25 protein-coding genes are annotated in these 25,143 nt (G+C 64.1%); 10 read left to right on the forward strand and 15 right to left on the reverse strand.

The genetic code is table 11. The annotated features are described in order from the left end of the window. Nucleotides 1-186 precede the first annotated feature (186 nt). Complete coding sequence (locus RW095_RS10965) at nt 187-1,236, reverse strand: LysR family transcriptional regulator (RefSeq protein WP_317019035.1); 1,050 nt, start codon at nt 1,234-1,236, stop codon at nt 187-189. Between the two features lie 191 nt (nt 1,237-1,427). Here RW095_RS10965 and RW095_RS10970 point away from each other — a divergent pair, with 191 nt between their 5' ends. From RW095_RS10970 to RW095_RS10980, 3 genes are all read left to right on the forward strand, one after another. After that, nucleotides 1,428-2,360 carry a dihydrodipicolinate synthase family protein gene (locus RW095_RS10970; RefSeq protein ID WP_317019037.1) on the forward strand — a complete coding sequence of 311 codons (933 nt, stop codon included), beginning with the start codon at nt 1,428-1,430 and terminating at the stop codon, nt 2,358-2,360. A gap of 90 nt (nt 2,361-2,450) precedes the next feature. After that, nucleotides 2,451-3,740 (forward strand): NAD(P)/FAD-dependent oxidoreductase, encoded by a 1,290-nt coding sequence (locus tag RW095_RS10975; RefSeq protein WP_317019038.1) that lies wholly within the window; start codon nt 2,451-2,453, stop codon nt 3,738-3,740. Nucleotides 3,741-3,964: 224 nt separating this feature from the next. Next, the gene (locus RW095_RS10980; protein ID WP_317019039.1) at nt 3,965-4,675 is read left to right on the forward strand and encodes a TetR/AcrR family transcriptional regulator; all 711 of its coding nucleotides are present in this window, start codon (nt 3,965-3,967) and stop codon (nt 4,673-4,675) included. An 86-nt stretch (nt 4,676-4,761) separates the two neighbouring features. Here RW095_RS10980 and RW095_RS10985 read toward each other — a convergent pair whose 3' ends face one another. The 3 genes from RW095_RS10985 to aroQ form a co-directional block, all read right to left on the reverse strand. Continuing rightward, complete coding sequence (locus tag RW095_RS10985) at nt 4,762-6,129, reverse strand: MFS transporter (protein ID WP_317019040.1); 1,368 nt, start codon at nt 6,127-6,129, stop codon at nt 4,762-4,764. 67 nt (nt 6,130-6,196) lie between these two features. Beyond that, nucleotides 6,197-7,087 carry a shikimate dehydrogenase gene (locus tag RW095_RS10990; protein ID WP_317019041.1) on the reverse strand — a complete coding sequence of 297 codons (891 nt, stop codon included), beginning with the start codon at nt 7,085-7,087 and terminating at the stop codon, nt 6,197-6,199. 8 nt (nt 7,088-7,095) lie between these two features. Beyond that, nucleotides 7,096-7,551 (reverse strand): type II 3-dehydroquinate dehydratase, encoded by a 456-nt coding sequence (aroQ, locus tag RW095_RS10995; protein WP_128591049.1) that lies wholly within the window; start codon nt 7,549-7,551, stop codon nt 7,096-7,098. Between the two features lie 364 nt (nt 7,552-7,915). Here aroQ and RW095_RS11000 point away from each other — a divergent pair, with 364 nt between their 5' ends. The 3 genes from RW095_RS11000 to RW095_RS11010 all read left to right on the forward strand — a co-directional run bounded on the left by RW095_RS11000 (nt 7,916) and on the right by RW095_RS11010 (nt 10,857). Continuing rightward, the gene (locus RW095_RS11000; protein WP_317019042.1) at nt 7,916-9,799 is read left to right on the forward strand and encodes a bifunctional sugar phosphate isomerase/epimerase/4-hydroxyphenylpyruvate dioxygenase family protein; all 1,884 of its coding nucleotides are present in this window, start codon (nt 7,916-7,918) and stop codon (nt 9,797-9,799) included. Nucleotides 9,800-10,101: 302 nt separating this feature from the next. Continuing rightward, nucleotides 10,102-10,434: a hypothetical protein gene (locus tag RW095_RS11005; protein WP_317019044.1), complete on the forward strand. Its 333-nt coding sequence runs from the start codon at nt 10,102-10,104 to the stop codon at nt 10,432-10,434. A gap of 165 nt (nt 10,435-10,599) precedes the next feature. Further along, entirely contained in the window at nt 10,600-10,857 is a 258-nt protein-coding gene (locus tag RW095_RS11010) for a hypothetical protein (RefSeq protein ID WP_128596480.1), read from the forward strand. Between the two features lie 8 nt (nt 10,858-10,865). Here RW095_RS11010 and RW095_RS11015 read toward each other — a convergent pair whose 3' ends face one another. The 6 genes from RW095_RS11015 to RW095_RS11040 all read right to left on the reverse strand — a co-directional run bounded on the left by RW095_RS11015 (nt 10,866) and on the right by RW095_RS11040 (nt 16,215). Then, entirely contained in the window at nt 10,866-11,195 is a 330-nt protein-coding gene (locus tag RW095_RS11015; protein ID WP_027777611.1) for a hypothetical protein, read from the reverse strand. A gap of 10 nt (nt 11,196-11,205) precedes the next feature. Next, the gene (locus RW095_RS11020) at nt 11,206-11,973 is read right to left on the reverse strand and encodes an AraC family transcriptional regulator (RefSeq protein WP_128591046.1); all 768 of its coding nucleotides are present in this window, start codon (nt 11,971-11,973) and stop codon (nt 11,206-11,208) included. Between the two features lie 158 nt (nt 11,974-12,131). Then, nucleotides 12,132-13,412 (reverse strand): FAD-dependent oxidoreductase, encoded by a 1,281-nt coding sequence (locus RW095_RS11025; RefSeq protein WP_317019048.1) that lies wholly within the window; start codon nt 13,410-13,412, stop codon nt 12,132-12,134. 319 nt (nt 13,413-13,731) lie between these two features. Then, complete coding sequence (locus RW095_RS11030; protein ID WP_317019049.1) at nt 13,732-14,007, reverse strand: 2Fe-2S iron-sulfur cluster-binding protein; 276 nt, start codon at nt 14,005-14,007, stop codon at nt 13,732-13,734. Further along, on the reverse strand, nt 14,000-15,133 hold the full coding sequence (locus RW095_RS11035; protein ID WP_317019819.1) for an NAD(P)/FAD-dependent oxidoreductase: 1,134 nt from the start codon (nt 15,131-15,133) through the stop codon (nt 14,000-14,002). The genes RW095_RS11030 and RW095_RS11035 overlap by 8 nt, the downstream gene beginning before the upstream one ends. Then, nucleotides 15,130-16,215 carry a proline racemase family protein gene (locus RW095_RS11040; RefSeq protein ID WP_317019820.1) on the reverse strand — a complete coding sequence of 362 codons (1,086 nt, stop codon included), beginning with the start codon at nt 16,213-16,215 and terminating at the stop codon, nt 15,130-15,132. Before RW095_RS11040 ends, RW095_RS11035 begins: the two co-directional genes overlap by 4 nt. 368 nt (nt 16,216-16,583) lie before the next feature. On the opposite strand from RW095_RS11040, the gene RW095_RS11045 reads away from it, so the two are divergent. Then, nucleotides 16,584-17,489: a dihydrodipicolinate synthase family protein gene (locus tag RW095_RS11045; protein ID WP_317019051.1), complete on the forward strand. Its 906-nt coding sequence runs from the start codon at nt 16,584-16,586 to the stop codon at nt 17,487-17,489. Nucleotides 17,490-17,504: 15 nt separating this feature from the next. Here RW095_RS11045 and RW095_RS11050 read toward each other — a convergent pair whose 3' ends face one another. Beyond that, on the reverse strand, nt 17,505-18,227 hold the full coding sequence (locus RW095_RS11050; protein ID WP_317019052.1) for a response regulator transcription factor: 723 nt from the start codon (nt 18,225-18,227) through the stop codon (nt 17,505-17,507). A 394-nt stretch (nt 18,228-18,621) separates the two neighbouring features. Between RW095_RS11050 and RW095_RS11055 the strand changes: the two genes are divergently transcribed. Continuing rightward, on the forward strand, nt 18,622-19,923 hold the full coding sequence (locus tag RW095_RS11055) for an MFS transporter (protein WP_317019054.1): 1,302 nt from the start codon (nt 18,622-18,624) through the stop codon (nt 19,921-19,923). Nucleotides 19,924-20,126: 203 nt separating this feature from the next. Then, a complete protein-coding gene (locus RW095_RS11060) occupies nt 20,127-21,623 on the forward strand; it encodes an MFS transporter (RefSeq protein WP_317019055.1) in 1,497 nt (498 codons plus the stop codon). A gap of 137 nt (nt 21,624-21,760) precedes the next feature. Here RW095_RS11060 and RW095_RS11065 read toward each other — a convergent pair whose 3' ends face one another. The 4 genes from RW095_RS11065 to RW095_RS11085 all read right to left on the reverse strand — a co-directional run bounded on the left by RW095_RS11065 (nt 21,761) and on the right by RW095_RS11085 (nt 23,929). Continuing rightward, nucleotides 21,761-22,033, reverse strand: a complete 273-nt coding sequence (locus RW095_RS11065) for a hypothetical protein (protein WP_020068246.1) — start codon at nt 22,031-22,033, stop codon at nt 21,761-21,763. A gap of 73 nt (nt 22,034-22,106) precedes the next feature. Then, nucleotides 22,107-22,538 carry a DoxX family protein gene (locus tag RW095_RS11070; protein WP_317019057.1) on the reverse strand — a complete coding sequence of 144 codons (432 nt, stop codon included), beginning with the start codon at nt 22,536-22,538 and terminating at the stop codon, nt 22,107-22,109. A gap of 139 nt (nt 22,539-22,677) precedes the next feature. Further along, nucleotides 22,678-23,142: an RbsD/FucU family protein gene (locus RW095_RS11075; RefSeq protein ID WP_317019821.1), complete on the reverse strand. Its 465-nt coding sequence runs from the start codon at nt 23,140-23,142 to the stop codon at nt 22,678-22,680. A gap of 418 nt (nt 23,143-23,560) precedes the next feature. Beyond that, entirely contained in the window at nt 23,561-23,929 is a 369-nt protein-coding gene (locus RW095_RS11085; protein WP_317019058.1) for a nuclear transport factor 2 family protein, read from the reverse strand. Nucleotides 23,930-24,149: 220 nt separating this feature from the next. Between RW095_RS11085 and RW095_RS11090 the strand changes: the two genes are divergently transcribed. Beyond that, the gene (locus RW095_RS11090; RefSeq protein ID WP_317019060.1) at nt 24,150-25,031 is read left to right on the forward strand and encodes a helix-turn-helix domain-containing protein; all 882 of its coding nucleotides are present in this window, start codon (nt 24,150-24,152) and stop codon (nt 25,029-25,031) included. Nucleotides 25,032-25,143: the final 112 nt, after the last annotated feature.

Below are 25,143 nucleotides of genomic sequence, written 5' to 3' on the forward strand. Positions count from 1 at the left end.
CTCCCCGAACGGGCGCCAGCCTTTTCAATCCGACGCCCCTCGAAGCAGTGTAGCGCGCGGGCGCACGCGCAATTGGTGCGGATTTACCCCCAGTGTCGCCGCTACAACACCCCGCGCAAGAACATAGCAAAGCGCGAATTGCCGTGCGATATTCGACGTCTTCTCGTATTCTGAAAAACCGCTGACTCAGGCAAGTTTTCGCTTTGCGGCTGCACGGGCGAGTTTGCGCTTTGGCGTTGGCGCATGAGTAGGCGCCGACGTCGGCGCACGTTTTGACGGGCCGGCTTTTTCCGGCACGTTCTCCTGCACTCGCGTCTGCTGCCGCAGCAATTCGACGAAGCGCTCCGCCGGCGGCGACAGCACGCCGCCTTTACGCGTCACGACCCCGAACGTTTGCGAAGGCGACTTAAGCTCGACCGGCACGAGGCGCAGCATTTTTTGCCGAATAAACATGTCGGCAATGGCGGTCGGCAACAACGACACCAGATCCGCACTGCTTTGCAGCAGCGCGACGGTGACGAAAGTGGATGCAGTGGAGATCGGGTTATCGGGCATAGCCAACCCCGCAAGATCCATTTCGCGTTCGAGCAGCGCATGCAACGGCATATGCGATGGATACACCACCCAACGGTGATCCGCCAGGTCGCCCAGTTGGACTTCCTTTCGCGGCAGCGCTGGATGACCGTACCCGACCACGACGGACAACGGCTCGTCGGCGAGCGGACGATACTGGTATTTCGACGGATCCGCAGCCACGGCGGCCCGGCCGATCACGAGATCGAGGCGGCCGTCGTCGAGTTGGGCGAGCATGCGCGCACTCGTGTCCTCCACCACTTCGATAGAAAGGTTCGGCTGCCGCGCATGCAGTTGGTTGATGGCCGGAATCACGCATTCCGGAATCGCGCCCATGATCGCGCCGATCGCGAGGCGCCCGCCGTGCCCCGAGCGAATTTCGGCGACGTCCTGACACAGCGCGGCGAGATCTGTCGCCACGAGGCGAGCGTAGCGGATCACGCAATGCCCGAGCTGGTTCGGGATCATGCCGCTTTTCGAGCGCTCGAAAAGCGGCGCCTCGAACATGGATTCGAGTTCCTGCAATGCTTTGCTTGCGGCCGATTGGGTCATGGACATGATGCCCGCCGCTTTGTGCAACGACTTCTGGTCGTCGAGCGCGATCAGCAATTGCAGTTGCTTCATGCGCAGTTTGCCCAGCAAAACATTCAACGTATTTTTCATGGAAACGTCGGGTGAGTCGTAAAAGCGATCATAGGATGGAAACAATTCAATATACCTGTGTGCCGCGCAGCCGTATAGTCGGCGGTAATAGGCACCATGAGACCGCTTATCGCGCTTATCGCGCCTGAAGCGCGAATTACGATCGACAGAGACACTCCCACCGCCTCATTACTTCCCAGAGCGCCCACATCATGACTCGACCCGTTAATACCGCGGCAATGCGCGGCGTGTTCCCCGTTGCGCCCACCATTTTCGACGACGCCGGTCAGCTCGACCTGGAAGGCCAGAAGCGCTGCATCGACTTCATGATCGACGCGGGCTCGAATGGTCTGTGCATTCTCGCGAACTTCTCCGAGCAGTTCGCCCTTTCCGACGAAGAGCGTGAGACGCTGATGCACGTCGTGCTCGAACATGTTGCAGGCCGCGTACCCGTTATCGTCACGACCACGCATTTCAGTTCGCATCAATGCGCGGAACGTAGCCGCCGCGCGCAAGCAGCGGGCGCCGCGATGGTCATGATCATGCCGCCGTATCACGGCGCAACGATCCGCATCGGCGAGCGTGGCATTGAAGAGTTTTACCGCACAGTGTCCGACGCGATCGATATTCCAATCATGATTCAGGACGCGCCGGTCAGCGGCACGCCGTTGTCCGCGCCGTTTCTCGCCCGCATGGCCAATGAGATCGAACACGTGTCGTACTTCAAGATCGAAGTGCCGCAAGCGGCTAACAAGCTGCGCGAGCTCATTCAGTTAGGCGGCGACGCGATCGTGGGACCGTGGGACGGTGAGGAAGCAATTACGCTGATGGCCGATCTCGATGCAGGCGCAACCGGTTCGATGACAGGCGGCGGTTATGCCGACGGTATCCGGCTGATTGTCGACGCCTATGCGGCCGGCGACACCGAAGCCGCCGCCGCTCACTATCAGCAGTGGCTGCCACTGATCAACTGCGAGAACCGCCAGGGCGGCCTCGCATCGTGCAAGGCGCTGATGAAGGAAGGCGGCGTGATTCGCTCCGACGCGGTACGTCATCCGTTGCCGGCAATGCATCCGGCCACGCGCGAGGGATTGCTGAAAGTCGCGCGACGGCTCGATCCGCTGGTGCTGCGCTGGGCTCATTAGAGGCAATAGCGGAGGCAATAGCGGCGCGATATAAGGCCGAAGCGGCGCGCGGCTGGACGCGGACACGCGATTGCCGCTACGCTAGCCGCCATGGAAAGTTTTTACGAAGCCACCGTGACACGCTCGTCTGCCTATGCGCCGCTCGCCGGGCGACATAGTGCGAACGTGTGCATTGTCGGCGGCGGACTCGCGGGGCTGTCGACGGCGCTAGGTCTCGCTGAGCGAGGCGTGAAGAACGTCGCCGTGCTCGAAGCGCGGCAGGTCGGCTATGGTGCGTCCGGGCGCAATGGCGGCTTTGTGTTCGGCGGCTACAGCCTCGATTGTGCCGATCTGCTGAAAACGCTCGGCGCGGCTCGCGCGCGCGAGCTCTACGCGCTCCCCACCAACGCCGTCGATCTGATGCGGGCGCGTCTTGCGCGTTACCGCATAGATTGCGATGTCACCGACGCCGGCGTAATCCTCGCGAACTGGTTCGACGAACCCGCGCGGCTCGAAGCTCAGCGGCGTCTCATGCTGGATTCATTCGGCGTCGACTGGGAACCGGTGGCAGCCGAGCAACTTGCATCGCAACTGAAAACGCGCCGTTATCACGGCGGCCTGTTCGAGCGCAACGCGTTTCATTTTCATCCGCTGAAATACGTGCTTGGCGTGGCCGATGCAGCAGCTAGCGCCGGCGTGAGGATTCACGAGCAGTCGCCCGTCGTGCGTTTGCAGCGCGACGGCGCGGGCTTTGTTCTGCACACGCCGCAAGGCGTCGTCGACGCGCGGCACGTCGTGATCGCGGGCGGCGGATACGCACGCAACGTCTACGCGAGGGTGGAGCGCGCGGTGCTGCCCATCGCCACGTATGTGATGGCGACCGAGCCACTCGGCGCGCGACTTCACGATGCGATCGGCACGCGCGCGGCCGTCTACGACACCCGTTTCGCGTTCGACTATTACCGGCCGCTGCCCGACACGCGGATCCTCTGGGGCGGACGCATCTCGGTGCGCGACCGCGCGCCGGAGGTCATCGCCCGATTACTGAGGCGCGATCTGCTGAAGGTGTACCCGCAATTGCACGACGTGCGCGTCGACTACGCGTGGGGCGGCCTCATGAGCTATGCGCGCCACAAGATGCCGCAGATCGGTCGCAGCGCGGACGGCGTCTGGCATGCGGTCGGCTTTGGCGGACATGGCATGGCACCGACCACCGTGTCCGGCGAACTGCTGGCCGCGGCGATTGCGGGCGAGCGTCCGGTTCCGGAGGCATTCGCCGAGTTCGGCCTTACGCCCGCCTATGGCGCACTCGGTCTCGCCGCCGCGCAACTGACGTACACCGCGATGCAAACGCGCGACGTATTCGCCGCGCGCCGCAAGCGGGCTCGCGGCTCAGTCTGAAAAGACATCGCATCGGCGGCGAGCGCGCGCCTATGTCTGTACAGCTTACGGCGCCGCCGGTGCGGCGTGCCGAGGCGGCCCCGCGTCGATGCGGCCGGCTTCCGGGTACCTGCCCGAAACGGCCGTCAGACCACCACGATATGCCGTCTGTTACGCGTAAAACCCCGCGCCAGAGGCCATTTTCGCCATGCTAGAATGCGCGGTCACTGCCGCTCGAATACACAATGAAAAAGGGAAGCAAGGCCGCCGAGCCCGATACCAACGGCATCCCGTCCGACGCGCCGCGCAAGGACGCCCGACGTAGCGACGCCCGACGCAAGTACGATCCCGAGCAGACGAAGCGCAATATCCTCGACGTCGCAACCCAGGAGTTCTCCGCGATGGGACTGACGGGCGCGCGCGTCGATGCAATCGCGGAGCGCACCAACACCACCAAGCGCATGCTGTACTACTACTTCGGCAGCAAGGAAGGGTTGTACCAGGCGGTGCTGGAGAAGGTGTACGGCGACATTCGCGCGCTCGAACAGGATCTGCATGTCAGCGAACTCGACCCCGTCGCGGGCATGCGCGCGCTGGTCGAATTCACGTTCGACTACCACGACCGCCAGCGCGATTTCGTGCGTCTCGTCACGATCGAGAACATCAACGGCGCGAAGTATGTCGAGCAGGTCAAGAGCTTCAAAGGCCGCAACGTCACCGTCATTCACACAATCGAAGACCTGCTTGCGCGCGGTGTCGCGGCGGGCAAGTTTCGCAGCGACGTCGACGCGATCGACCTGCATCTGTTGATCAGTTCGCTGTGCTTTCATCGCGTCGGCAATCGTCATACGTTCGGCACGGCGTTTGGGCGCGATCCGTCACATCCCAGATTGCGCGCGCGTCACCGCGCAATGATCGTCGATGCAGTGCTGCGTTTCGTGCGCAAGGAAGATTGACGAGCCTCTTACAGTCCACTTCGCGGACCAATGAAAAAGGGACGTGGCCTGCGCCACGTCCCTTTTTTTCGCACTCGAACCAGCGCTCAATCCACCAGCACGATCCGCTTGATATCGCCGACGATAAAGATGTACGACAGCGCGCCAATCAATGCAATCACGCCGATGAACACCAGCGCGCCCACAAAAGACCCTGTCGCCGCGACGATAAAGCCGACCACGAGCGGCGTTACGATGCCGGCCAGATTCGCCGCGAAGTTGAAGATGCCGCCGGTCACGCCGAGCAGCCCATCGGGCGCGATATCCGACACCAGCGTCCAGCCGAGCGCAGCCATGCCCTGCGCGAAAAATGCGACTGACAGGATCGCGATCACCGCAACGTTGCTCTCCACATAATTGGCCAGAATGATCGTCGAGGCCAGCAGCAGGCCGGCGATGATCGGCAGCTTGCGCGCGACGTTTGCGGACTTGCCGCGGCGCAGCAGCCAGTCGGAGAAGAGCCCGCCGAACATCACGCCAATCGACGCCGCGATGAACGGCATGATCGCGAAGAAGCCGATCTTCAGCCAGCCCATATGACGTTCGGTGGCGAGGTAGGTCGGGAACCACGTGAGAAAGAACACGAGCGTCGAGTTGCCGGCGAACTGGCCGAGACAGATACCCGTCAATTGACGGTGCTTGAGCAGGCGGCCAATGGTGCGCCATTCAAAGCCGCTTTTCGCGGGCGCCGCTGCGGCGCCGCTATCCTTGTGACGCTGCGTGAGGCCGCCGCCTGCTTCGATATAGTCGAGCTCCGCCTGATTCGCCGACGGATGATCGCGCGGTTCGCGATACAGGAGCCACCAGATCGCGCCGAACACGATACCCACGCCGCCCACCACATAGAACAGCGAACGCCAGCCGAATGCGCCCATCAGCATGAACAGGAACGGGCTGAAAAACGCGAGGCCGATATATTCGCCGACGGTGTACGTGCCCGTTGCCATCGCTCGTTCGCTCTGCGGGAACCATGTCGCGACCACGCGGCTATTGGTCGGAAAACACGGCGCTTCCGAGACGCCGAGGCCGAGGCGAAACACGAACAGTCCGGCGATGCCGTGCACGAGCCCTTGCGCGAGCGTGCACAGGGACCAGAAGGTCATCGAGAGAAAGTAAGTGAGTTTGCTGCCGAAACGGTCCAGAAAGAGGCCGCCCGGAATCTGAGAGGCAACGTAGCTCCACGAGAAGACCGAGAACAGCAGCCCCATCATCGCGGCGTTGATGCCGAGTTCTTTGGTCAACTGCGGCGCGGCAATGCCGAGCACCGTGCGGTCGAGATAGTTGATCATCGTGCCGACGGCCAGCAGCCCCAGTATCTGGTAACGCGCGTTCGAGCGGCGCGCGGTGCTGGCACTTATGCTTGCGCCGGCCTGACGCGTGGCGTCGGCCGATCTGGTTTGAATCGATTGCGGCATGGGGTTGTAGTCTCCTCTCACTGATCATCTGGTCGTCTGTTCGTCATTTGCCGGTGTGCGCTACCGGTTAGCGTCCCAGCAACGACTGGAAATGCGTGTAGACGCGCTCTGCGTCGGGTTCGAGCCCGGTGAAAATGCGCATCGCGTCGACTGCCTGGTACACCGCCATGCCGCCGCCGCTCAGCGTGCGGCAGCCGAGCGCTTCGGCCGCCTGCAACAGCGCGGTGCGAATCGGGAAATAGACGATGTCGGCCACCCACAGATCGCTATGCAGCAATTCGGCAGGCAACGGTAGTCCCGGCAGTTTGGCCATGCCGGTCGGCGTCGCGTGAATCAGGCCGTCGGCGGCCGCGAGCGTTTCGCCGAGCGACGTGCCGGCAGTGACCGTCCGATCTGCAAAGCGCTTTTGCAATTCGGCTGCGAGCGACGCGGCGCGAGCGGCGTCGACATCGAACAGCGTGAGCGTTTGCGCGCCCATTGCGAGTGCTGCGTGAGCGACCGCCGCGCCCGCGCCGCCCGCGCCCAGTTGCACCACCCGGTCAAGCGCCACGTCCGGCAAACCGCGGCGGAACGCGCGGGCAAAACCGGACCAGTCCGTGTTGTGTCCGATCCGTTTGCCGTCCTTCAATAGCACGGTGTTGACTGCGCCCAGCGCGCGCGCATCGTCGGACAATTCGTCGAGTAGCGGAATGACGGCCTGCTTGCACGGATACGTTATGTTCAAACCGTTGAAGCCCATGCGTTCGGCCGCGACCAGCAGATCGGGCAGCGCTGCTACGTCGAGCTTCAACGCTTCCAGATCGATGCGGCGGTACACGTAATGCAAGCCGAGCTTACTGCCCTCCTCCTCGTGCATCGCAGGACTCAGCGAGCCGCCGATGCCCGATCCGATCAGACCGACCAGATAAGAATTTGCACTGGCCTGTGCGCTCGTTTTTGCATTCGCTTGTTCATTCATTGGCACGTTCATTTCGCCGCCCTATTCTTAAGGATGGTGGCCATCCGCTCCAGCGCGAGCACGTAGCCCTGCGTGCCGCAACCGACGATGATTGCATCCGCCACCGCCGACACATACGAGTGATGGCGGAACGGTTCACGGCGATGCACGTTTGAAATATGCACTTCGATGACGGGCTTTTCGATCGCGCTGAGCGCGTCGGCGATTGCCACCGACGTGTGCGTGTACGCAGCCGGATTGATGACGATGCCGTCGACCTTGGTGCGGGCTGCGTGAAGCCAGTCGATCAGTTGATGTTCCGCGTTCGACTGGCAGAAGTCGATTGAGAGATCGAGGCGCTCACCGGCGTCGCGGCAAAGTTTCGCGACGTCGTCGAGTGTTTCGGAGCCATAGATGGCCGGCTCGCGTGTGCCGAGCAGATTGAGGTTGGGTCCATTGAGGACCAGTACTGAAGCAAAACTCATGACATCGTCTCCTGTCGGCGGGAGTTAGCGCTTTAGCGCTTACTCCCGCCCCATGCAACGCAGTTGCAACAAACTCGAACAATGAAGCGGATCGCGGCAAGCGCAAAACGCTCCTCAACGTAAAGCGAAGTGTGCTCGCATGAGCCGCTTCCGTCATTCGGGGTTTATACGAATTTGTACCATCTAGTTAGTTTGTATAGACTGTCGGAAAATGCGCTTACTATGGACAGTTGCGGCCTGTCGCTTGCTGCAGGAGTAACGAACTAGCCCATTTTGCGCACCGCAACATCGCAGCGGCATGGCGCGTTCGATCCAACGGCACGCGCTCGCAATTGCCGTCCGACTGTTTTTGCAGGAGCTGTTCATGCAACGTTCGATTGCCACCGTATCGATCAGCGGTACCCTCTTAGAGAAGCTGACCGCGATCCAGGCGGCCGGCTTCGAGGGCGTCGAGATCTTCGAGAACGACTTGCTCTATTTCGACGGGTCTCCCGCCGACGTGCGGCGTATCGCCGAAGATCTCGGTCTGAAAATCATGCTGTTTCAGCCGTTCCGCGATTTCGACGGCGTGAGCGCCGAGCGTCTCGCGCGCAATCTGGACCGCGCGAAACGCAAATTCGACGTGATGCATGAACTGGGCACCGACCGCATTCTGGTATGCAGCAACGTGTCGCCGGATACCATCTGCGACGATGCGCTAATGACCGACCAGCTCGGCGCGCTCGCGGAAGCCGCGGAGGCGGCGGGCGTTGTCGCCGGTTATGAGGCGCTCGCGTGGGGTCGGTACGTCAAGACTTATCGGCACGCCTGGAAGCTCGTGAAGGCGGTGAATCACCGCAGTCTCGGACTCGTGCTCGACAGCTTTCACACGTTGTCGCTCAACGATACGGTGGACGCGATCGCCGAAATTCCGGGCGAGCGCATCGCGTTCGTGCAGATCGCGGACGCGCCCAAGCTCGCGATGGACGTGCTGGAATGGAGCCGCCATTACCGCTGCTTTCCGGGTCAGGGCGATTTCGACGTCGCCAACTTCACCGCGCAAGTCGTGAAGACGGGCTACAAGGGCCCGCTTTCGCTGGAGATTTTCAACGACGGCTTTCGCGCCGCGCCCACCAGCATCACGGCCGCGGACGGCCATCGCTCGCTGCTGTTTCTCGAGGAACAGACGCGTGCGTTGCTGCAAGCCGCGCGGCAGCCGGTCGGCGAGTTGTACGAATCGCCCGCGGCTCCCGCGCACGTCGGCTATCAGTTCCTGGAATTCGCAGTTGACGACACCACCCGCGCGCATCTCGCCGACTGGCTCGGCAAGCTGCGCTTCCGCCAGGCGGGCCAGCATCGTTCGAAAGATGTGACGCTGTATCAGCACGGTGCCGCTTCGATCGTGCTGAACGCGGAACCGGATTCGTTCGCCAATGCGTTCTTCCAGCAGCACGGCTTGTCGTTGTGCGCGTCGGCGTTTCGTGTGAATGACGCGAATCAGGCTTTCGAGCGCGCCGCCGGCTTCGGCTATGCGCCGTTCTCCGGCCAGATCGGCCCCAACGAACGCGTGCTTCCCGCCGTGCAGGCGCCAGACGGCAGCTTGAATTATTTCGTCGACGAAACGCCCGATCAGCCCACGCTGTTCGAAGCCGACTTCGTTCTCACGGATGTCAACGGGCCGGCCGAAGTGGGGCCGCTGACCCGCATCGATCACGTGTGCCTCGCCGTGCCGGCGACTTCGCTCGATACATGGGTGCTGTTCCTGCGCACCGCCTTCGGCTTTCAGGCGGAGCCGGGCGTGCTCGTGCCCGATCCTTATGGCCTTGTGCGCAGCCGCGCGCTGCGCAGCCGCGACGGCTCGGTCCGCGTGGTGCTGAACGCTTCAGTCGATCACCATACTGCGGTGGCCGAAGCGCTGCATACCTATCATGGCTCGGGTTTGAATCACGTTGCGTTCAGCACGAGCGACATCTTCAGCGCGATCCCGGAATTCGTCGCCGATGGCTTGCCGGTGCTGCGCATCCCGCGTAATTACTACGACGATCTCGCCGCCCGCTACGCGCTGCCGGACGACATGCTGGAAGCGCTGCGCGAGCACAATATCCTCTATGACCGCGATGAACGCGGAGGCGAGTTTTTCCACGCTTACACGGAACAGCTCGATCAGCGCTTCTTCATGGAGATCGTCGAGCGGCGCGGCGGTTACGACGGCTACGGCGCGGGCAACGCGGCGGTGCGGCTCGCTGCGCAAGCGCAGCGGCGCAAATAGGCGGCACTCGCTGGCGTGTTGCGCGGACCGCGAACGCGAATCGCGAAACGTCGCGCCCCATCTATTGCAATGCGGATTGGGACGGTGCGGGCACGCGTCGTGCGGCATCCGCCGGGAGGGCGCCTTCGCCCCGATATAATGGCGCCTTGAGTCGCGGTCCGCGCCGCGCGGCCGCGTCGATACTTGGGTCGGGCGGTTCAAGCGGATGGGCTGGGCCGGCGGCTACGCCAGAGCAGCGCGCTCGCGACGCCTTTAACCCGAACCCGCGCCCACCGCCGGCCGAACGAAACGCCAGGAGAGATATGAAGAAGTTTGCCGTAGTCCTTTCAGTTCCCCTGCTTCTCAGCGCTTGCGCCTACTTTCAGAAGAACCCGGATGCCGGCGAGCCCGTCACGGACACCAATACGCAGCGCTCGGTCAACGATGTCGTCGCCTGCCTGACGCAATTGGCTTCTAACCATGATGCCGCGTTCAAATCCACGTCGATCCCGCAAGGCCAGATGCTGGACTTCGGCGATTCGAACATCATCAAGGTGCGCAGGGACAACGGAGCGACCACTTACCGTTTCTATGCGGGCAAGCGCCACGTGAACAATCTGTGGATCGAAACGGCGGGGAAAACCTGCGCGCCGTAAGCCGAGACTGCGCGCCGGCCGGCCGAAAAGCGCCGCCGTCAAGCGTTGGTAAGGTGCGCCGGTGCCATCTTCGTGTCACGGTGTTACAGGACAATGGGTCTTAAGAATCGTTTAAGACTTCGTCCGCATGATGCCTCGGACACTACCCCGCACGAGGTGCGCACCATGAACCAGCCCGAACCGAATACCAACGACACGCCCGCGCCAAGGCGTCCGACCATCCTGCGGCGTCTGCTGAGCCATCACGAACTGGCGACGTTGCTGCTTCTGCTGCACGCGCCTATCGACGCGTCGGCCAAACCCGAGATTCCGCAACTGCACGAAGCCGGCCTGATCGAAACGATCTCGAACGAAGCGGGCGGCTCGCGCATCCGCCTCACGCCCGAAGGTAACGCCGTGCTGCGTGGGCTGGGCGTCAAGTAGCGCACGCTTTACGCCTGCCATACGCCGTACCCTGCTTCGCGTAGTCCAATCGCCAGTTCCACTTCCATCTCCTGTGCGCCGCGATACGGCATGGGATTGAACACTTCATACAGCTCGGGCACCAGGCGCAGGCCATAGTCGCGCACATAGCGATTTGCCTGAATGCCGGCTTTATGCCGGTCGAAGCGCAGATCGGGATCAAGCCCGGTCATCCCCACATACACGCACGGCTTGTCGAACCGGTAATCCGGATTCGCGCGGCGAAAGCGCGCCTCGTTCCAGACCTTGTCGTCGAGCGCGACGACGTAGACATAGTAGTGATGCTTACGGCGAACCATATGCCGACGCTCAACTCCGCGAAGTGCCGTGCAGCAGCATCCGGTATTCGGTCGGCGTAACGCCGACGGTCGCCTTGAACTGACGCGTGAAGGCGCTGTGGTCCGTGTAGCCGCATAGTGCGGCGACATCGGTGACCTTGTCGTGCGAGACCAGCAGTGCCGTGGCGGCGTCAAGCCGTGTCTTCAGCAAAACCTGGCGCGGAGTCAGATGAAACACCTTGTGAAAATAGCGCTCCAACTGCGCGACGGACATGTCGGCCATCACCGCCAACTGCTTGAGATTCAACGGCTGCACATAGTTTTCCTGGATGAACTGCACCACCGCGGCGAGCCTGCTATAGGCCGGATGGCTGCTTTCGTCCGCTCTGAGATCGCGTGAAATGCCGGCAAGCCCCACGATCACGCCCGCGGCATCGCGCAACGGCTGCTTGGTGGTCAGACACCAGCCAGGCTGACGGCCTGGATAAAGATGTAGCTCCAGCTGATCGATCATCTGATTGCCGACATGGATCACTCCCTCGTCCTGCGCCGTGTAGATGCGGCCGAAGCGGCGTGGGAATACATCCTCAGCGGTCTTGCCCAACAACGCGGCCTTCTCCTTGAAACCGCAACGCGAAGCCAGCGTGCGGTTGACCAGCGCATAGCGCGCGTCCGCGTCTTTGACAAAGAAAACGACGTCGGGCAGCGCGTCGAACACGGGCTCCAACTGCCTGAAGTGCGACAGCATGCCGGACAACGTTGCTTCGTCAGGTGAAAACTGATGAGCCAGCGTGTTCATCGTGCGGGTCCCGTGGGTCCGAGCCGTTTATGAGAGCACAGGCGTAAGCGCTGCATGCCGGGCGGATGGCTTGCGGTCGATTCGCGGTGCATGCGCGGTCGATTATAAAGCGGCACGTTGGCCGACAATATCCGCTTGCCGGCGACGCGCGGTGCGAGTCATTCCACCTGCGGCGGGTGTTCGCCCGCCGCCATCAGCGTACCGATTTGCGCGGGACTAAAGGGTGGCCGCGGCGTCGCCGACGGCCAGCCGAAGTACACGCTCGCGGCGAGCCCGCATATCTTTCCCTGGCACGCGCCCATCCCGCAGCGGGTATGCAGCTTCCCATCCCGCCAATTGTCGAACACACGCACTTCTCCGACGCTCACGTCCTCGCAGCGGCACAGCAGGGTGTCGTCGGCGGGCGGCGTCTGCGCGGTCGGCTGCAATGCAAAGGCGGTTTCGATGCGCGCCGCAAAGCGGCGCCACCGCTCGCGCTGCACGTGCAGTGCGCTGCGATCCGACGTCGCGCCGCTCGCGGTCAGGCCCGCGAGCTCGCCTTCGACTGCCGCCAGTTCCGCGCCGCCGACGCCGGTGCATTCGCCGGCCGCGAGCACGCCGTCGACCGACGTGCACTGCGCGGCATCGACGACAATGCCGCCCGCTTCATCGATTGCACAGCCGAGCGCCTGGGCAAGCGTGACATTCGGCGCCAGTCCAAAGCCGCACGCGATGCGCTCGCAATCGAGCGTCGCGCTGCTACGCCCGCGCCGGATCGTCACCTGTTGGACGCGGCCCTCCCCGTGCGCCGCCTCCACCATGCTGCCGGTCCAGTAATGCACCCCGGCAAAGCCGCGCGACATGCTCACGGCTTGCCGCAGCTTGGCGGGTTCGCGTATCAGCGACGCGCCAAAGCGCAGCACATCGACGCTAGATGCCTGTTCGACAACCGCGAGCACCCGTGCGCCCGCCGCGCGCGCCGTGGCCAGCGCCGCGATCAGCAGCGGGCCGCTGCCGGCGATCACGACGCGCTCGCCGCGCACCGGCATGCCGCCTTTGATCAGCGCTTGCAGCGCGCCCGCGCCGGTTACGCCGGGCAAGGTCCAGCCCTCGAATGGCAGCAAGCGCTCGCGCGCACCGGTCGCGAGAATCAGGCGCCCGTATGTCAGACACAGACCGCCCTGTTCCGCCGATTCGACCAGCAGCCCTCGCGGCGGGAGCGGCGCGACCACGCGCGTCGATGCGAAATGCTTGACGTTGCTGCGGCGACTGAGATCGGCGAGCAGCTTTTGCAGCGGCGCATGCTGCGAATGGCCCGGACCTTGACGCCAGATCTGGCCGCCGGCGCGCGGGTTGTCGTCGAGCAACGCGACGCTCGCGCCTTCGCGCGCCGATGCAAGCGCCGCGTGGAGACCGGCCGGACCGGCGCCGATCACGATGACGTCGAAGTGCTGGGTCACGATGCGTCAGCCTTTACGTTGCGCTCGTTGTGGCCGTTGCTGTAAAGGTTTGGCGGGATGTGATGAGACTGTTCCGTCATCGTGCGGACGGCTTTTACGCACGGCCGGACCGATCGGTGCGGCAAATTCGCTGAAGATCCGACGTCGACGTGCTGCGTCATCTTCATGACTACTTTTTGCACGCGGCCGGGCTGGGATTTAGGCGAATTGCGGGCAGATCCGACGTAGAAGTGCCGCGTCAGCTTGATGACCGCCTCTCGCACGCAGCCTGGCCCGCGTTGCGGCGGATTGCAGGCACAAGCGACATGGAAGTGCCGAGTCATCGAACGCCCACGTTCTGCGTGCGCACGGTCTGGCCGTCGCGGCACAGCGTCTGACATGCGAGCGCATGCGCGCGGCCGTCTATCGTCACGCGGCATTCCTGGCAGACGCCCATGCCGCAGAACGCGGCTCGCGGCTCGCCGCCTACGGACACGCGCGTTGCGCTTTTCGCACCGGCGAGGACGAGCGCCGCAGCCACCGTGGTGCCGGCGTCCACCTCGATAGCGACGCCGTCGATATTCAAGCGAATGCGCGCCTCGCCGCTGTCAGTCATGCGCCACCTCATGCACGAAAACGAAACGGCTCGGCAGAAACGGCTCGACCGGAATGGCCGGCACGTTTCCGACGATTTGCGCCCCGAGCAACTTCGCAGTCGCCAGCGAAGTCGTCACGCCCAAACCTTCGTGACCGACGGCGAGCCACACGCCGGGCGCGTGCTTGCCGGCGGGACCGATCAGCGGCAGCCCATCCGGCGATGCCGCGCGAAAGCCGGTCCATGCGCGAATGCCGTTCAGTTGCGGCAGCATCGGCAGATAGTGAGCGGCACGTTGCAGCATTTGCGCGAGCACCGGCATCTCGACCGCCGGGTCGGTCGTGTGAAACTGACGGGACGAGCCGATCAGCACTTGCCCCGTAGGCCGCGGTTGCGCATTGAACGCGACGGACGTGCCGGTCGCATGATGCGCGCTCTTGATATACCCGAGCTCCAGCAACTGATGATGGATCAGTTCGGGATAGCGGTCGGTGATCAACAGGTGGCCTTTCTTCGGTTGCAGCGGCAGCCTCGGTATCAACTCCTGAGCGCCGAGGCCGTTCGCAACGATCACATGCGCCGCGCTGCGCCGCTCGCCGTTCGCAAGCATCACGCCGGCAGCATCGACTGAAATAACCCGCGCGCCGAGCCGCACGCTAATACTCGCGGATGCCGGCGACTGCGTCAGCAGCCACTGGGCCGCGGTCGGCGCGTAGACAATGCTGTCGTGCTCGATGCGCAAGCCCCCGACGAGCGACGCAGCAACCGCCGGTTCACACGCACGCAATGCGCTCGCGTCGAGCAGTTCCGCCGAAACGCCTTGCGCTTCGTAGGCGGCGTGCATTGCGCGGGCGGCCTGGAACTCTTCTTCGTCGGCGGCGAGCCAGAGCGTGCCGCAGCGCGCGAACGCATCGCGCGCACGCAACTGCGGCGCGAGGTACAGCCAGAGTTCGCGCGAGTAGCGCGACAGCGCGAACTCAGCAGGCGAGTCGTTCATCACGACGATATGGCCCATGCCCGCAGCCGTCGCGCCGCCGCCGATGCCTTGCGCGTCGAGCACCTCGACCCGCATGCCGAGCGCGGCGAGTTCGGCCGCGCACGCCGCGCCCACAATGCCCGCGCCGACGATCAACGCGTCCGCCGTCATACCGTGCGGATGCCCCACGCGAACGGATCGCGCTCGTCAAAGCAAAGCCGGCCTTCCGCCGTGATATGCGCGTGGCCGGTGATGGTGGCAATCACGGGGGCGCCGTCGGCTGAAAATGCTGGGGCGCCGTCGGTTGGAATTGCTGGGGCACCCTCGCGTGCAGAAAGCGCGGGCGCGCCGCCGCGGGGTGGAACAACTGGCACGCCGTCGCCGCCAGGAATCGCGGATGCGCCCTCGCCGGCACAGCCATAACTCGCCTCGAACACGCTGCCGATAATGCTCTCCTGCCGCCACACCGCCCCTTCGGCGAGCTTGCCGTCCGCCGCGAGACACGCAACTTTCGCGCTCGTGCCCGTGCCGCACGGCGAGCGGTCGTACGCATTGCCCGGGCACAGTACGAAGCTGCGGCTGTCGATGCCGTCGCGCGAGCCAGGCCCGAAGAGTTCGATATGGTCGATCAGCGCACCGTCCGCGCCGGTGATGCGCTGCGCGATCAGCGCGTCCCGGATTGCCGCGCTGAAGGCGGTCAACTCGGGAATGCGCGCAGCCTCCAGCGAATGGCCATGCTCCGCGACGAGAAAGAACCAGTTGCCGCCCCAGCCGATGTCGCCCGTCAGCACGCCATATCCCGGCACATCGACCGGAACCGCCTTGCGATAACGATAGGCGGGCACGTTGCGCACGGCGACGCTGCCGTCGCCATTGAGCGTCGCTTGCACGACGCCGACCGGCGTCTCGATCCGATGGCGGCCGGGTCCGATTCGCCCCATATGCGCGAGCGACACGACGAGGCCGATCGTTCCGTGACCGCACATGCCGAGATAGCCGACGTTGTTGAAGAAGATCACGCCGGCCGCGCATGAAGGGTCGTCGGGTTCGCACAGCAACGCGCCGACCACCACGTCCGAGCCGCGAGGTTCGGTGACGATGCCCGCGCGCCAGTCGTCGAAACGCGTGCGAAATACGTCGAGCCGTTGCGCCAGCGTTCCGCCGCCGAGTTCCGGGCCACCCGACACCACGAGGCGGGTCGGTTCACCGCCGGTGTGCGAGTCGATGATATTGAGCGTTTTCATGACGCACATGGTAGGAAGGGCGAACGCGGCAGTCTTGGTGAGCTTGCGCGTGGATTGTGACGATTTCGGCATAACGCCGCCCGACCACAGCACGAAATATGCGCGAAAGCGCGCCACTTTAAAACGGCGACTCTGGCGCATCGGCGGCGCCACGATCAGGGGCTCGGCTCGCTTGCCGCGCGTCCCCATTGCACACAGGTTCGCCTTCGCACGGGCTGCTGAACCCGCAGAAAATGTGCCGCCGATCAGCCTCTTCGCCCGCGAAATGAAACTGTCGTTATGCCGAAATCGTCATTCGCCACGCGCGATTGACGCAAGACGTCAGCGTTTTCGCTGCTTACACTGCGCTTGAACTCATCACATTCAGGAGAGCAGTCGTGGCGCATATCTGGGAAGGCGTATTGCCCGCAGTCACCACCAAGTTCAACGCGGATTTCAGCATAGACCGGGCGTGGACCGGCAAGAATATCGAAGCGCAGATCGACGCGGGCGTGGACGGCATCATCGTGTGCGGATCGCTCGGCGAAGCCTCGACGCTCTCGCTCGACGAAAAGCTCCAGGTGCTCGACATCGCAGTGGAAGCCTCTCGCGGCCGCGTGCCGGTGCTTCTGACCATTGCGGAAAACAGCACGCTCGACGCCTGCCGCCAGGCCGAAGCCGGCGGCCGGCGCGGCGCCAGCGGTTTCATGGTGCTGCCGGGACTGCGATATCTTTCGGACCGGCGCGAGACGCTACATCATTTCCGCAGTGTCGCCGACGCAAGCGCTCTCCCGCTGATGATCTATAACAATCCGCTCGCATACGGCGTCGACATGACGCCCGACATGTTCGCGGAAATCGCCGACGAAAAGAAAATCGTCGCCATCAAGGAATCGTGCGGCGACGTACGGCGCGTGACCGATCTGATCAACGCGGTCGGCGACCGCTTTGCCATTCTGTGCGGCGTCGACAATCTGGCGATGGAAGCCATACTAATGGGCGCGCATGGCTGGGTGGCCGGTCTCGTGTGCGCGTTTCCGCACGAGACGGTGGCGATCTACAAACTGCTGAAAGCGGGACGGCTTGAAGAAGCGCGGACGATCTACCGCTGGTTCGCCCCGCTGCTCGCGCTCGACGTCTCGCACAAGCTCGTTCAGAACATCAAGCTCGCCGAAACGATGGTCGGCCTCGGCACGGAACCGGTGCGCCCGCCGCGCCTCCCTCTTGCTGGCGAAGAGCGCGCGGCGGTGGAAGCGCTGATTCGGAAGGCCCTCGAAACGCGGCCGGAGTTGCCGCGCCGTTGAGCCCAGCCGCAAAGTTCAGGCGGCCTGCTTCTGCTCATGTACCGCCTGTTCCTGACGCAGATGCAGCAGCCTGTAGCCGCTCTTGTAAACAGGCTGCAAGCGGAACTCGTTTTGCGGCTCGATTTCGAGCAACAGGCGCAGCCGCGACACATGGCTGTCGATCGTGCGCGTGAACTCGCGGAACTCACGGCCCCATACCATCGCGAAGATGTGATCGCGCGACATCACGCGGCCAATGTTCGAGAAGAACAGCGAAGCCAGCCGGTATTGCGTGCCGGATAACGAGACCGGCTGACCGCGCAGCATGACGATCTGGCGATGAGTGTCGAATCGGTACGGGCCCACGTCGAAGCTCGAGGTGCTGAAGCGGTCCGGATAGGCGCGCCGCAGCAAGGCCGCGACGCGCTCCCGAAACTCCGCCGGCCGCACCGGAAGCGCGACGTAGTCGTCGGCGCCGTTGACGAACGCGCGCACCATGCTTTCTTCCGACGTGTCTCTCGACACGAAGATCACCGGCACGCGGTCGCCGCCGACCGCACGCGCCGTCCTCAACACCTCGGTGCCCGACAGACGGGTGCCGTGCCAGTCCAGCACGAGCAGATCCACGGTGGACCGGGCGAGCGTTTTCGACATGGTGAGACCGTCGTCGTAGCCCGCGCAGGTATGGCCGGCACTCGTCAGGATTTTTTCAATCGACTGACGCATGACGGGATCACGTTGAAGGATGGCAATGCGCATGGGATTACTCTTAACAGGTGGCGTGGACGCGATTCTCGAAGGCGCCTGGCCCCTATCCCATAGGATCAATCCGAATTTAACGCGCGCTCGGACGAATCGCATCGGCGAATGGCCGACGGACTACAACCGCCTTCGCATGACACGCGCGGCTCGCCCCAAGATCCGGAAAATTGCGGCATCGACGGAACTTTTCCCAATCTAATTAAGCACTTCCCGAAGCGAATCGCTTTCATCCTGTAAAATCCCGCGCTGGCTTCTTTCGTCATCGCGCCGCCCTACCCGGGCCGGCGCGTCGGTGTCCCGCGCTCTACCCAGCCGTTGCCACACTTCTCGCCCGACGACCGCCGCTTTTCCACGCGACGCGTGGTTTCCAATTCAAGACAACGACATAGCAATGCAAGCGACAAATCTGGGTGGAGCGCAGGCTGTCACCCCACGCCCTCTTGGGTGCAGCGACTATAAGACGCTCGGCCTCGCCGCTCTCGGCGGAGCGCTCGAGTTCTACGACTTCATCATTTTCGTGTTCTTCGCGCCGGCGATCGGCCAGTTGTTCTTCCCGGCCGCGATGCCGGACTGGCTGCGGCAGGTGCAGACCTTCGGCATCTTCGCCGCGGGCTACCTCGCGCGGCCGCTCGGCGGCATCATCATGGCGCACTTCGGCGATCTGTTCGGCCGCAAGCGCATGTTCACGCTGAGCGTGCTGCTCATGTCCGTGCCGACGCTGATGATGGGCGTGTTGCCCACCTACGCGAGCATCGGCGTGATGGCGCCCGTCCTGCTGCTGCTGTTTCGCGTGATGCAAGGCGCGGCGGTCGGCGGTGAAGTGCCGGGCGCGTGGGTGTTCGTCTCCGAGCACGTGCCGCAGCGGCACATCGGCTATGCGTGCGGCACGCTGACGGCGGGCCTCACGGCAGGCATCCTCCTCGGCTCGCTGATCGCGTCGGCAGTCAATCGCAACTTCGCTCCCGCCGAAATCGCGGACTACGCGTGGCGCATTCCGTTTCTGATCGGCGGCGTATTCGGCATGTTCTCCGTCTACCTGCGCCGCTGGCTGCACGAGACGCCGGTCTTCGCGGAACTGAAGCAGCGCAAGGCGATTGCCGCCGAAGTGCCGCTCAAGGCCGTGCTGCGCGACCACGGCCGCGCGGTGATCGTCTCGATGCTGCTCACGTGGATGCTGTCCGCCGCCATCGTCGTCGTGATTCTGATGACGCCGACGCTGCTGCAAAAGCAGTTCCACATTGCGCCGGCCACCGCTCTGCTGGCCAACTGTGTGGCGACGCTGTGCCTGACCATCGGCTGTGTGATGGCGGGCTCGATCGCCGGCCGCATCGGCGCGGGACGCACGATTTTCATCGGCGGCCTTGCGCTGGCGGTGACCTACTACGTGATGTTCCAGCAACTCTCCGTCGACGCCTCGGCGCTCGTGCCGCTGTATGGCGCGACCGGGCTGCTCGTCGGCGTGATCGGCGCGATTCCGTTCGTGATGGTGAAAGCCTTCCCGCCGGTCGTGCGGTTTTCGGGCATCTCGTTTTCGTACAACGTCGCCTATGCGATCTTCGGCGGCCTCACGCCAATCGCCGTGTCGCTGATGATGAAGTCCAACCCGATGGCCGCGCCGCTGTATGTCGGCGCGATCTGCGTGGTCGGTGCACTGACCACGCTGTTCATCAAGGATGCGCCGCAGAAGCGCTGATCCAGCGCTCAAGGTGGTGAAGCGAACGGCGCGCCTTTGGGTGCGCCGTTTTGGTTTGCGGCGGAGTTTTCCTGTTCGCCTGTAGACAACGTCTAGCTCGCCACCCCATTCTGAAGACCGCGACACTCGCAGTTTTCCGCAGACATCGACACTTCACGCCGCCCCGAAACATGGTGCGTCGCATCGCGCCTACGATGTAGCGCATGAACTCCACAAAACCTACCGTTTCGCCCGCCCTTGGCCGCGTGCTCGCGACCGTCAGCGTGGGCTTCGTCGTCACGCAACTCGACGTGACCATCGTCAATATTGCGCTGCCCGAGATCGGCGCGAATCTGCACGCCAATGTCGCGGGCCTGCAATGGGTCGTCGACGCCTACACGCTCGCCTTCGCGGTGCTGATGCTGTCGGCGGGTGCGCTCGGCGACCGCTTCGGCGCGCGCCGGCTGTACGCGGCGGGTATCGTACTGTTTGCGCTGGCGTCGCTTGCTTGCGGCGTCGCGCTCGACGCTCCGATGCTGGTCGCCGCGCGAGCGTTGCAAGGCATTGGCGCCGCCGCGATGCTGCCGAACTCCCTCGCGCTGCTGAATCAGTCGTACGGACACGACCCGAAACTGCGGGCTCGCGCGGTCGGGCTGTGGACGGCGGCGGGCGCGATCTCCATTGCGGCCGGCCCGGTGGCAGGCGGCCTGCTGATCGCGGCCTTCGGCTGGCGCAGCATTTTTCTTGTCAATCTGCCGATCTGCGCTGCCGGTTTTCTGGCGACCCTGCTGTGGGTGCCACGTCCTGAACCCCTGCGCCCGGAAACCGCTCGTCCTGAAGCCGCTCGCCCGGCCCCGAGCGACGCGGCGACAGCACATGCAGCTTCACGCGGCATCGATCTGAGCGGCCAGTCGCTCGCCATCGTCGCGTTGACCGCCTTCGTCGCCGCAGTGATCGAATGGCGGCCGCTCGGCCTCAGCCATCCGCTCGTCGCGGGCGGTTTCGTGCTCGCGGCGCTCGCCGGCAGCGCGTTTGTCGCGGTCGAAGCGCGCACGAGCGCGCCGATGCTGCCGCTTTCGCTCTTCGCCGGGCGCAGCTTCAGCGCGGCCGTGCTGTTCGGCATCTGCGTGAACATGACCTATTACGGGATGGTGTTCGTGCTGAGCCTCTACCTGCAACGGGTACGCGGCTATACGGCGCTGCAGGCGGGTCTGGCATTTTTGCCGTTGACGGGCGGCTTCCTGATCTCGAATGTCGCGAGCGGCTGGGTGGTGGGCCGCTTCGGCGTGCGTGTGCCGATGATCGCCGGCGCGGTCACCGCCGGACTCGGCTACGGCCTGCTGCATCTCGTCGACGCGAGCACGCCGCTGATCGGCTTGCTGCTGCCGTTCCTGCTGATTCCGTCAGGCATGGGACTCGCCGTGCCCGCGATGACGACTGCCGTGCTGGCGTCGGCGGAAGCGGGGCGCGCGGGAACGGCGTCGGCGGTACTGAACACGGCCCGGCAGGCGGGCGGCGCGGTGGGCGTGGCCGCATTCGGCGCGCTCGCCAGCGGGACGGCGGCCACGCAAATCGTCTCGGGGATGCAAGCGGCGACCGCGATCTCAGTCGGTCTGCTGGCGTTCGCTGGCGTGATGAGCTGCCTCGTGCATCCGCAGCCGCATTCGTCGTCGCAGGCGCGGCGCGAGGCGGATTCCGCGCCGGTCGGCAATTCGCGCTGACGTCGCGCGTCTCGTCTGGCGGGACCGGCTTCGCGGTCGACAAAAGAAAAACGACCCCTGCGGCTCGGGCGCCTTGGGGGTCGTCAGCAGAATTGTCAGCGGTGGATAAGACCGTACGCGTAACGCAGCGAGGCGCGCTACAGCGACGCCTCCTGAATCGTTCCGGTATTGATCGCGGCTTCGATCAGCCCTTCGCTTTGCGCCTTGCTGATGGCGTCGGCGATCAGTTTTTCCGGCTCTTCGATCTCGGCCTTGATCGCGCTCAGGAACCCGGACGCATCCAGCACCACGAGTGTTTTTGCGGACTCGGCGAGGCTGATGATCACGCGATGCGGCGTGGGCCCTTCTCCAAGACTCGCGCACAACTGCAACACCTTGCCGCCAATTGATTGCTCGAAACTTTGAATCATATTTACTCCCTTGATTGCAGCCGGAATACGTCAGTCTGGCAAAACCAGCGGGGGATCGCTCAGCGTGGTTCGCTCAAAGACCCAACCCGCTGCGCGGCGCTCGCGCACCGTCGATACTGATACGCCCCGCGCCGGTCACGAACAGCAGCAGGAAACCGCCGGCGATACCAATGTTTTTCCAGAAATGGATCACCATGTCGCGCTGCAAGGCGGCGTCCGTCACGTTCCAGAAGTCGTGGCCGAGGACCGCCGCGGCCACCGTATAAACCGCCATGATGAGCGCGAGCGGGCGCACCTTGAAGCCGACTATCAGCAGCAGCCCGCCCAATGCCTCGACCGCCGTGGCGATCGGCGCGGCGATCTGCACGAAGGGCACGCCCTTTGAGTGCAGGTAGCCGACAAAGCCCGCATAGCCCAGCAGTTTCATCACACCGCCCCACAAAAACAGAATAGCGAGCGCAATGCGTGCGACGAGAATAACGCCGGAATCGACGGGACGCGTCATGGGGGACTCCTGTAGATGAATAAGCAGCAGACCCGACTCGAAGGCCGCAGTTCCCTACTTTGCCTCTGAGCATATGTGCATTGCCCGCGCTTTCCAAGCGGGCAAGCGTTTGAACGACGCAAAGCGGCAGGCTTGGCGACTATGAGCGAGGGGCGTCGGGCGCGAGCAAAACGCCTTTTGTGAAGACGAAGCAGCCATAGCCGCGATCCTCGCCCGTGGCGATGACGCAATACGCCTTGCGCGCCCGCTCATAAAACGCGAACCGTTCGATGGACGCGAACGGCACGTCGCGCCCTTCGGCCGCATTGACCTCGGCCTGTGCCTCGCGCTGCACGGCAGGAATGGTATGCGGCTCGCCGACGACTTCCATGCGCGATGCGGGTTGGTCGATGAACGTATCGAGCGGCATCACCGAGAGCACGGCGCGGACCGCACGCGGCGCGCTGACGCCATCGAGATGAAGCAGCTTGCCGAGCACCGAGGAACGCGCGACGGAGCTGCCCGGAAAGTTGGCGTCGCAAATGACGAGTTCGTCGCCGTGGCCCATTGAGCGCAGGGCATGCAGTATGTCGGCGTTGAGCAGAGGATCGAGGTTCTTAAGCACTGTGTCTCCATGCAAGTTGCTTGCGGTTATTCGAATGGCTCGCATTGCGGCAATCGATTGTAGCAAGCAACGTTGCGCGTTTCGGAGAGATTCCAATGTAGAGCGCAAGAGGTGCCGCCCACGCGCCGCAGCGCGCCGCAGCGCGCCGCAGCAACGCCACCGCAACCATCCGACGACCGCAAGCAGCATCAAGCCGGCGCCGCCCAGCACCGGTTCGCGCCAGCCGAGCAAAGCGGTGAACATGAACGCGCGAGTGCCCGCGAGCAGCGCGAAGCCGGCGATCGCGCCAGACAGCGCGTCGATGGCGTGTGCGAATCGCGCAAATTCGATGACGGGCGAATGAGCCGTCGCGGTAACGGGCTCGTGCATGATCGTCTCCACGGAAGATGACGGTAGCGAAGCTGCAGGCGCTATGCGCTCAAGCGCCCGCGGGGACCTGATCGAGGAAGCCGGTCACTGCCTGTAGACGGCCGTGCGCGTCGACCACGCCGAAGTCGGAGCCCTTGACGATCGCCTCGCCGTCGGGCGTGACGAGTTCCCATGAAAAGCGCAGGCGGTTGCCGAAACCGTCCACGTCGGTCGAGCGGTGAAACGTGTGATGCGCAAAGCGCTCCTGCACCGCCCGGATCATCGCGTCGATGCCGTCGTGGCCCGAGCCGGCCATCAGCGGGTCGCGGTAGTCGGCGTCGGTCGCCCATGCGGCGGCGATCAGCTGGCGACGGCGCGCGCCATCGGTCTCGTTCCATGCGTCGAAATAACGGTCGATCAGATCGGTATGCGCGTTCATCTGCAACTCCTCGATTGGCAATGACTGAGCGCTACGCTCGGCATACAGGTCGCATGCGGCGGGCTCGGAGTGAAGATTCGCGGTTAGCGGCCTGCGCGTCGATTACGTCGCAGGTAAGGGCGCGCGGTGGGTGCCGGGTACATGCAGCGCGCGGCAACGCGTCGAGCGCATTACCTCGCAGGTAATGGATCGGCGCGGCGCTTTGGCTATCATCGGTGGCATGAACACACTTTCTCTTGCGCAAAGCGCCCCCTCGACATCGCCCGCGACCAGCCGCACCGTCGGCGATCTGCTGCGTGAATGGCGGCAGCGGCGACGGATGAGTCAGTTGCTGCTCGCCGCCGAAGCCGACATCTCGACGCGCCATCTGAGCTTCGTCGAATCCGGCCGCGCGATGCCGAGCCGCGAGATGGTCATGCATCTTGCCGAGCGCCTAGACGTGCCGCTGCGCGCACGCAATGCGCTGCTCGTCGCGGCCGGTTACGCGCCGTTGTTCCGCGAGCGTCCGCTATCGGACCCGCAATTGAGCGCCGCGCGCGAAGCCGTCGAACTGGTGCTGAAGGGCCACGAGCCGTATCCGGCGCTCGCCGTCGACCGGCACTGGACCATCGTCGCCACGAACAACGCGCTCGCGCCGCTCCTTTCGGGCGCAAGTCCCAATCTGCTGAAGCCGCCCGTGAATGCGTTGCGCCTGACCCTGCATCCGGATGGCATCGCTTCGTCCATCGTCAACTGGCATGCGTGGCGGGAGCACGTGCTCGCGCGGCTGCAAAGGCAGATCGACGTGAGCGCCGACGAAACGCTAAGCGCGTTGCGCGACGAACTGGCGGCTTATCCAACGCCGCCCGGAGCGCAGCCGCCCGAGGCCGGCGACAGCCCGCTCAATCAGATTGCGGTGCCGCTGCGTCTGCGCACGCCGCTTGGCGTGCTGTCGTTTTTCAGCACGACGACCGTGTTCGGTACGCCGGTGGACGTGACGTTGTCGGAACTCGCGATTGAAGCGTTCTTTCCGGCCGATCCGCAGACCGCGGCGGCATTGCGCGACTTCGCCGACAACCAGCGCTCAGGCGGCGGCGTGCTCGGGACGACCGCTGGCGCCTGAAAAACTTGGGGTGAGGCGGCCGCGGCAGCCGCGAACAGCGACGCGCCCCTCGCCTGCGCGGATATCCGCTACGTGCTATCTTTTTCGATCCTCATTGCGCTTTCGCCCGACC

Origin of the sequence: Paraburkholderia kirstenboschensis, assembly GCF_032806925.1 — a bacterium.
In the GTDB taxonomy this organism is placed as follows: Bacteria; Pseudomonadota; Gammaproteobacteria; order Burkholderiales; family Burkholderiaceae; genus Paraburkholderia; species Paraburkholderia kirstenboschensis.

Coding starts and splice junctions, on each gene's coding strand:
- RW095_RS10965 (WP_317019035.1), bottom strand. CDS start 1,236: ATGAAAAATACGTTGAATGTTTTGCTGGGCAAACTGCGCATGAAGCAA.
- RW095_RS10970 (WP_317019037.1), top strand. CDS start 1,428: ATGACTCGACCCGTTAATACCGCGGCAATGCGCGGCGTGTTCCCCGTT.
- RW095_RS10975 (WP_317019038.1), top strand. CDS start 2,451: ATGGAAAGTTTTTACGAAGCCACCGTGACACGCTCGTCTGCCTATGCG.
- RW095_RS10980 (WP_317019039.1), top strand. CDS start 3,965: ATGAAAAAGGGAAGCAAGGCCGCCGAGCCCGATACCAACGGCATCCCG.
- RW095_RS10985 (WP_317019040.1), bottom strand. CDS start 6,129: ATGCCGCAATCGATTCAAACCAGATCGGCCGACGCCACGCGTCAGGCC.
- RW095_RS10990 (WP_317019041.1), bottom strand. CDS start 7,087: ATGAATGAACAAGCGAATGCAAAAACGAGCGCACAGGCCAGTGCAAAT.
- aroQ (WP_128591049.1), bottom strand. CDS start 7,551: ATGAGTTTTGCTTCAGTACTGGTCCTCAATGGACCCAACCTCAATCTG.
- RW095_RS11000 (WP_317019042.1), top strand. CDS start 7,916: ATGCAACGTTCGATTGCCACCGTATCGATCAGCGGTACCCTCTTAGAG.
- RW095_RS11005 (WP_317019044.1), top strand. CDS start 10,102: ATGAAGAAGTTTGCCGTAGTCCTTTCAGTTCCCCTGCTTCTCAGCGCT.
- RW095_RS11010 (WP_128596480.1), top strand. CDS start 10,600: ATGAACCAGCCCGAACCGAATACCAACGACACGCCCGCGCCAAGGCGT.
- RW095_RS11015 (WP_027777611.1), bottom strand. CDS start 11,195: ATGGTTCGCCGTAAGCATCACTACTATGTCTACGTCGTCGCGCTCGAC.
- RW095_RS11020 (WP_128591046.1), bottom strand. CDS start 11,973: ATGAACACGCTGGCTCATCAGTTTTCACCTGACGAAGCAACGTTGTCC.
- RW095_RS11030 (WP_317019049.1), bottom strand. CDS start 14,007: ATGACTGACAGCGGCGAGGCGCGCATTCGCTTGAATATCGACGGCGTC.
- RW095_RS11035 (WP_317019819.1), bottom strand. CDS start 15,133: ATGACGGCGGACGCGTTGATCGTCGGCGCGGGCATTGTGGGCGCGGCG.
- RW095_RS11040 (WP_317019820.1), bottom strand. CDS start 16,215: ATGTGCGTCATGAAAACGCTCAATATCATCGACTCGCACACCGGCGGT.
- RW095_RS11050 (WP_317019052.1), bottom strand. CDS start 18,227: ATGCGCATTGCCATCCTTCAACGTGATCCCGTCATGCGTCAGTCGATT.
- RW095_RS11055 (WP_317019054.1), top strand. CDS start 18,622: ATGCAAGCGACAAATCTGGGTGGAGCGCAGGCTGTCACCCCACGCCCT.
- RW095_RS11060 (WP_317019055.1), top strand. CDS start 20,127: ATGAACTCCACAAAACCTACCGTTTCGCCCGCCCTTGGCCGCGTGCTC.
- RW095_RS11065 (WP_020068246.1), bottom strand. CDS start 22,033: ATGATTCAAAGTTTCGAGCAATCAATTGGCGGCAAGGTGTTGCAGTTG.
- RW095_RS11070 (WP_317019057.1), bottom strand. CDS start 22,538: ATGACGCGTCCCGTCGATTCCGGCGTTATTCTCGTCGCACGCATTGCG.
- RW095_RS11085 (WP_317019058.1), bottom strand. CDS start 23,929: ATGAACGCGCATACCGATCTGATCGACCGTTATTTCGACGCATGGAAC.
- RW095_RS11090 (WP_317019060.1), top strand. CDS start 24,150: ATGAACACACTTTCTCTTGCGCAAAGCGCCCCCTCGACATCGCCCGCG.